The sequence below is a fragment of the Streptomyces kebangsaanensis genome, assembly GCF_001906585.1.
Lineage (GTDB): Bacteria > Actinomycetota > Actinomycetes > Streptomycetales > Streptomycetaceae > Streptomyces > Streptomyces kebangsaanensis.
Genome location: NZ_JUJA01000053.1, coordinates 24,109 through 31,284, shown reverse-complemented (window position 1 = coordinate 31,284; position 7,176 = coordinate 24,109). Strand labels below are relative to the sequence as shown.

Here is a 7,176-nt window from a genome sequence, read left to right as displayed (position 1 = left end):
CGTTGTGTCGGCCCGTACGGCGAACACGCGGCGGCGCCGCTGACGCTCGCGGGCTGGGTCGCCTGGTCGGCCGGGGACGATCTGGAGGCCCGGGAGGCCCTGGCCCTGGCGCTGGGCGCGGACCCCGACTACCTCTTCGCCCGCCTCCTGCACCAGGCCTGCAACGAGGGGTTGGACCCCGAATCCGTCCGGCGCTGCCTGCGCGCGGAGCGCCAAGGGCGTACGGGGGTGAAAGCCGACGGCACCGGCACGGAGGAGACGGCACAAGCCGCCGTGCCGCACGAGGCGGCCGGAACCGAAGGCGGCTGTGCGCCGGTGGAGCCGGGTGCGGCGTTCCGCCGTCGGCGCCGGAGGTGGGCGGGCGGACCGGTCCCGGACGGGACACGCCCGGCGGCCTCGCGGACGGACGGCGCACGCCCGGGGCCTTCCAGGGCGTCGGGCCGCGCACGCGCGCGTGTCTCGGCGAAGGGCGGTCCACGTCGCCGAGGCGCCGGCAGGCCGGGTGCCGAACCGAGCGGCGACGCCTCCGAGGGACACGCGTGAACGCTCTCCGGAGCGGCGGTGCTCGCAGTTTCCCGGCCCCTCCGGAGAGCCCGCGGACCGATGCGGATCAGCCGTCGATGCGATCGGGGAAGGGAGTGTTTATCGTCAGGCAGACGACTATGATCGCGGCATGCCCTACGACCCGTCAGCCTTTCCGCCCTTCGCCGTCACCGTGGACCTGGTCGTGCTGACCGTGCGCCGTCACTCCCTGTGCGCGCTGGCGGTGCGCAGGGGCGAGCCCCCGTTCCAGGGCCGGTGGGCGCTGCCCGGAGGTTTCGTACGGGCCGACGAGGACCTGGCGCAGGCGGCGGCGCGGGAGCTGGCCGAGGAGACCGGGCTGCGTGTCCACGACCCGTTCGCCCCGGTCCAGGACAACGGTGCGCACCTGGAGCAGCTCGCTACCTACGGCGACCCCAAGCGTGATCCCCGCATGAGGGTCGTCAGCGTCGCCCACCTCGCCCTCGCCCCCGATCTGCCCGCGCCCCGGGCGGGAGGCGACGCCGGCGACGCCCGTTGGGCGCCCGTGGAGGAACTGCTGCGGCAGGGCGGCTACGGCCGCGACGGGGAACCGGCGGCACCGCTCGCCTTCGACCACACCCAGATCCTCGCGGACGGAGTCGAGCGAGCCCGCTCGAAGATCGAGTACTCGTCGCTGGCGACCGCGTTCTGCCCGCCGGAGTTCACGGTCGGAGAACTGCGCCGTGTCTACGAGGCGGTGTGGAGCGTGGCCCTCGACCCGCGCAACTTCCACCGCAAGGTGACGGGCACGCCGGGCTTCCTGGTGCCGACCGGGGGCACGACCACCCGGCAGGGCGGCCGGCCCGCACAGCTGTTCCGGGCCGGTGGAGCCACGCTGCTCAATCCGCCGATGCTGCGTCCGGAGGTCTGACCCCGGCCCCTGCGGGCCGTCGAGCGCACCGGGACGGAGAACCCGAAAGAGCGAAGCAATGCTCTGGAAAACGGATATAACGCGCTATCTTGCTGCGGGTGATCCAGGCCTTCGGATTGACCAGCGACTCCCGTAAGGACCTTCCGCCCGCCGTCGACGACGTCTCCTTCGAAGCGCACGCGGGCCGCGTCACCGTGCTCCTCGGAGCAGCGGGCGCGGGCAAGACGACGACGCTCAGACTCATGCTCGAGCTCCAACAGGGTCGTGGTATCACCTACTTCAAGGGCCGGCCTCTGCATCGCATCGCCCATCCCTCGCGCGAGGTCGGCGTTCTCCTCGGCGACGTCCCGGGACATCCCTCACGCACGGTCCGTGGCCACCTGCGGATGTTGTGCGCCGTTGTGGGGCTTCCCGCCCGGCGTGCCGACGAAGTCCTCGAGGTCGTCGGGCTCGTCAACCTCCGGGAGGAGCGCCTGGGCACTCTGTCGCGGGGGATGGACCGCCGGCTGGGCCTGGCCTGCGCCCTGCTGTCCGATCCGCACACGCTGGTGCTCGACGACCCGGTCGACGGGCTGTCCGCGCGGGAGGGCCGTTGGCTGCACGGCATGCTGCGGGCCCACGCCACCCAGGGCGGCACGGTCCTGTTCGCCACGGCCGACCCCAAGGAGGCGGCACGCACCGCCGACCGCGTCGTCACCCTCGAGGGCGGCAGGCTCGTCGCCGACCAGGAGGCCGAGGACTTCGCCCGCAACCGCCTGCGTCCCCGTGTCGCCGTCCGCAGCCCGCACGCCGCCCGGCTCGGGGCCCTGCTGGCCAAGGAAGCCCGCACCGCCCGCCACTCCGTGGAAGTCGTACGCGAGGACGGCAACCGTCTGTCGGTCTACGGCAGTACGTGCGCCGACATCGGGGAGGCCGCGTTCCGTCACGGCATCCTCATCCACCAACTCGCGGACGAGGTCGGTGACATGGGCCCTGGTGCCGGGGCGGTGCCCTCGGGTGCGACTCCGGCGGCCGAAGAGTCGTGGGTCCGGGCGGCGCCCATGGCCGGCGGCAAGCGGCAGACGCGTGCCGCCGGCCCCGCGGCAGTCGTCGCGCGCACGGAAGACACAGGAGCCACCGTCGCGCGAGCCCCGGAAGACACGACCGTCCCCGCGGGTCCTCCGCAGGCATCCGTCACCGCGCACGAGGACAGCACGCCGCACGCATCGCGTGCGAAGGTCGGTGCCGCCGCGGCCCGCACGGGGAGCAGGGTCCGCGCGGCCGGCCCCGACGGTGGGGCACCCGCCACGGGCCCGGCCGGCCCGCACCCGGCCACCGTTCCGGACGGCGCGTACGTCCCCGCCGGTCCCGGCCACCCGGACGCGGCGGCCCGCTCCGAAGCCCTGGACCTCACCACCGCTTCCGGGCCCCCGGCCCCCGCGGACGGCGCCGAGGCCCCGTATCCCGTCGGCCGCTCCCGGGGTCCGAACCCGGCCGCGGTCTCCGACGCCCCGGCCCCGGCCGACGGCGCCGAGGCCCCGTGTTCGACCGACCGCACTCGCGCGCCGAGCCGGGCAGTGGTTCCGGAGTCCCCGACCTCCGTAAACGGCGCCGAGGCCCCGTACCGCACTGCCTCCTCCGAGGTCCCGTCCGCCGCCCCCGGGACCGCCCCCACCCCCTCCCGCAGTGGAGACGGCCCCACGCGTGCGCACACCCCGGACGGGCTCGCCGCAGCGACCGCGCGGCCCTCTCGGCCCCCGGCCCCGCAGCGCGCGGCGGCGCACCCCGGCACCGGGCGCCACGCCGACGCCCAGCCCTCGATCCCGACCCCGCGCCCGGCGGAGGCCGTCGTGCTCGACGCCACGTCCCCTCTGCCACCCCCCATCTCCGTCCGTCCCGCACCCGGCCCCCTGCGCCCCCTGCGCTACGAACTGCGCCGCGCCACCGGTATCGGCGCGGGATTCGTCACCTGCGCCGCCGTCCTCGTCGTCTCCGCCCTCACGGCGCTGGTCATGGGACACATGGGACACACTCCGCAGCCGCGGCTGATCGCGGCGTGGCCGCAGCAACTGCCTCTGCCCCCGGCGGCGCTCGGCGCCGGGCTGCTCGGCGCGCTGGCCTCCGGCGACGAGTTCCGCCACCCCGCGCTGGCGGCGGACCGGGGGACCGTCCCCCGGCGGCTCGGGCTGCTCGCCGCGAAGCTCGCCGTCGCCACCGCCGCCGCGCTGATGCTGGCCTTCCTCACGGTCGGCTGCGACGCCGAGGTGCTCTATGCCGTGTACGGACAGGAACTCACCCAGGTTCCCGGCGACTGGCTTTCGCTCGGTGCGAGTTGGACGGGCCTCGTGGTCGGATGCGCCTGGGCCGGTGTGCTGGCCGCGGGGCTGTTCCGGTCCACCACGGCCGGGCTCGCGTCCGTGCTGGCCGTACCGGTGGTCGTCGTACCGCTGGTGCAGGCGGCCATGGGCGGGAGGGCGTGGGACGCCGACGGCCTTCCCGCGCGGCTGCGCCGGGTGTTCCTGCTGCAGTGGCCCTTCGGAGGGGATCGCTACCTGGCCGCCGCGGCTCGTGTGATCGCCCAACCCGTCGGGGGCGCGCTGACGTTGTCCCTCGCCGCGTTGCTGTGCGCTTATCTGCTGGCGATCCTGAGGGGAAGGGCCCGGTGAACACGGCTTGTGCCTATTCGCTCGCTCTCTGTGTGCAATTCCTCGAGAGAGGTCCGTTTCTTTCCGATAAGGCGTCAATTGCGACGAAGTGAGCGATCACCCTTTCGTGTGCTTTTCACCAAAGACCTCAAGGCAGTTGGAGGGGGCGCCGACAAAAGATCCGTGAGTACCCTTGCGCACACCATGATGACCGCCGCCCGCCCCACAGACTCCGGCCTCGTCGGCCCGGGCGGACTCGACCGTTACCCCTACGCCGAGACGCCCGTCCCCGGCCGCGCCGCAAACCCCGGCTGGGAGGGCGCGGACCCGGAGCTGGGGCGCGTGGGCCGCCGCGCCGCGGGCAGTCGCGGCCGCGGACTGCACGGCCAACTCGTCCAGCAGCTCGGTCAGATGATCGTTTCCGGGGACCTGGGCGCCGACCGTCCGCTGGTGCCCGAGGAGATCGGCCAGCGCTTCGAGGTCTCCCGCACCGTCGTCCGCGAGTCGCTCCGCGTTCTGGAGGCCAAGGGCCTGGTCAGCGCCCGGCCGAACGTCGGCACGCGCGTGCGCCCCGTCAGCGACTGGAATCTGCTCGATCCGGACATCATCGAGTGGCGGGCCTTCGGGCCGCAGCGCGACGACCAGCGCCGCGAGCTGAGCGAGCTGCGCTGGACGATCGAGCCGCTCGCGGCGAGACTCGCCGCCGGGCACGGGCGCGAGGACGTCCAGCAGCGCCTGTCCGACATGGTCGAGATCATGGGGCACGCCCTGGGGCAGGGCGACACGCTCACCTTCTCCCGCGCGGACGCCGAATTCCACACCCTGCTCATCCAGCTGGCGGGCAATCGGATGCTGGAGCACCTCTCCGGGATCGTCTCCGCCGCCCTCCAGGTCTCCGGCGGCCCCGTCACGGGCTGCGACCGGCCCAGCGAGACCTCCCTGGCGCAGCACGCGCGGATCGTCGACGCCCTCGCGGCCGGCGACGGCGCGGCGGCGGAGGGGGCCGTGCGTCAACTGCTCACGGTGCACCCCGAGGTCGAACGGGTGGTTCCCGCGCCGCGCGAGCACTGACCCGCTCGACCCCCGGTGCCTGCGCGGGCGGCACGGCCGGGCCCCGCCGTCCTCCGCGGCCGCGTCCGGCCGGTGAACCGCCTCCCGCGGAACCCCGTCGGCCCCTCCGCGAACCCGGCGGGGTCTGTGCGCGACCGACGGGAGAGTCGCCGGCCGGACCGTATCCGTGGCAACGGCTGACCTTGTATGCCCACTTCTGGTCTTTTTTACACGCTTACGGGGTGTGACTCGGGCCACGTGGATTGGGCGTAACGCTCGTGGGAAGAACGCGATGACTTAAGAGGTGACAGCCGCGGAGGGAATACGGACGCCGTTCACGGCGCTGTGCCTCTTCCCGGCCCCCGCCCGCACCGTCGGCCCATCCCCAGGCCGGTGGTCGGCTCCTGTCCGCTGTGGACGGGGCCGGAAGCCGTTTTCCAACGTTCCGAGAGGTTGTTCGTGTCGGCCAGCACATCCCGTACGCTCCCGCCGGAGATCGCCGAGTCCGTCTCTGTCATGGCGCTCATTGAGCGGGGAAAGGCTGAGGGGCAGATCGCCGGCGACGATGTGCGTCGGGCCTTCGAAGCTGACCAGATTCCGGCCACTCAGTGGAAGAACGTACTGCGCAGCCTCAATCAGATCCTCGAGGAAGAGGGTGTGACGCTGATGGTCAGTGCCGCGGAGCCCAACAAGCGCACCCGAAAGAGCGTCGCAGCGAAGAGTCCGGCCAAGCGCGCCGCCGGCAAGACGGTCGCGGCGAAGGCGGTGACCACCCGGAAGGCCACCGCCACCGCCACCCCGAAGGCGCCCGCCGCCGACACGCCCGCCGAGGACGAGGCCCCCGTCAAGAAGGCCGCTGCCAAGAAGACGAGCGCTGCCAAGAAGACGGCGGCTAAGAAGACCACCGCCGCCAAGAAGACGGCGGCTAAGAAGACCACCGCCGCCAAGAAGGACGACGCCGAGCTGCTCGAGGACGAGGTGATCGAGGAGACCAAGGGCGCGGAGGAGCCCGAGGGCGCCGAGAACGCCGGTTTCGTCCTCTCCGACGAGGACGAGGACGACGCCCCCGCCCAGCAGGTCGCCGCGGCCGGCGCCACCGCCGACCCGGTGAAGGACTACCTCAAGCAGATCGGCAAGGTCCCCCTGCTCAACGCCGAGCAGGAGGTCGAGCTGGCCAAGCGGATCGAGGCGGGCCTGTTCGCCGAGGACAAGCTGGCCAACTCCGACAAGCTCGCCCCCAAGCTCAAGCGTGAGCTCGAGATCATCGCCGAGGACGGACGCCGCGCCAAGAACCACCTCCTGGAGGCCAACCTCCGTCTGGTGGTCTCCCTGGCCAAGCGCTACACCGGTCGCGGCATGCTCTTCCTGGACCTGATCCAGGAGGGCAACCTCGGTCTCATCCGCGCGGTGGAGAAGTTCGACTACACCAAGGGCTACAAGTTCTCCACGTACGCCACCTGGTGGATCCGTCAGGCGATCACCCGCGCCATGGCCGACCAGGCCCGCACCATCCGTATCCCGGTGCACATGGTCGAGGTCATCAACAAGCTCGCGCGCGTGCAGCGCCAGATGCTTCAGGACCTGGGCCGCGAGCCCACGCCGGAGGAGCTGGCCAAGGAGCTCGACATGACCCCGGAGAAGGTCATCGAGGTCCAGAAGTACGGCCGCGAGCCCATCTCGCTGCACACCCCGCTGGGCGAGGACGGCGACAGCGAGTTCGGTGACCTCATCGAGGACTCCGAGGCGGTCGTCCCGGCCGACGCGGTCAGCTTCACGCTGCTGCAGGAGCAGCTGCACTCGGTGCTCGACACCCTGTCCGAGCGCGAGGCGGGCGTCGTCTCCATGCGCTTCGGTCTCACCGACGGTCAGCCGAAGACCCTCGACGAGATCGGCAAGGTGTACGGCGTCACGCGTGAGCGGATCCGTCAGATCGAGTCCAAGACCATGTCGAAGCTGCGCCACCCGTCGCGCTCGCAGGTGCTGCGCGACTACCTCGACTAGGTCCGGTACCGCAGCACGAAGGACCCGCTCCCCGGCCGGGGAGCGGGTCCTTCGTGCTGCGAGGCGCGT

5 protein-coding genes are annotated in these 7,176 nt (G+C 72.6%); all 5 read left to right on the top strand.

Features of this window, described 5'->3' with window-relative positions; genetic code table 11:
- The coding region (locus RH94_RS42675; RefSeq protein WP_234425605.1) for a DUF4192 family protein at window positions 1-543 on the top strand (543 nt) is incomplete at its 5' end.
- Between the two features lie 130 nt (window positions 544-673).
- Window positions 674-1,432, top strand: a complete 759-nt coding sequence (locus RH94_RS07605) for an NUDIX hydrolase (protein WP_073946865.1) — start codon at window positions 674-676, stop codon at window positions 1,430-1,432.
- Window positions 1,433-1,530: 98 nt separating this feature from the next.
- Entirely contained in the window at window positions 1,531-4,077 is a 2,547-nt protein-coding gene (locus RH94_RS07600; RefSeq protein ID WP_073946918.1) for an ABC transporter ATP-binding protein, read from the top strand.
- 162 nt (window positions 4,078-4,239) lie between these two features.
- Window positions 4,240-5,127: a FadR/GntR family transcriptional regulator gene (locus tag RH94_RS07595; protein WP_073946864.1), complete on the top strand. Its 888-nt coding sequence runs from the start codon at window positions 4,240-4,242 to the stop codon at window positions 5,125-5,127.
- Between the two features lie 438 nt (window positions 5,128-5,565).
- Window positions 5,566-7,107, top strand: a complete 1,542-nt coding sequence (locus RH94_RS07590; RefSeq protein WP_073946917.1) for an RNA polymerase sigma factor — start codon at window positions 5,566-5,568, stop codon at window positions 7,105-7,107.
- The last annotated feature ends 69 nt before the right edge of the window (window positions 7,108-7,176 follow it).

Coding starts and splice junctions, on each gene's coding strand:
- RH94_RS07605 (WP_073946865.1), top strand. CDS start 674: ATGCCCTACGACCCGTCAGCCTTTCCGCCCTTCGCCGTCACCGTGGAC.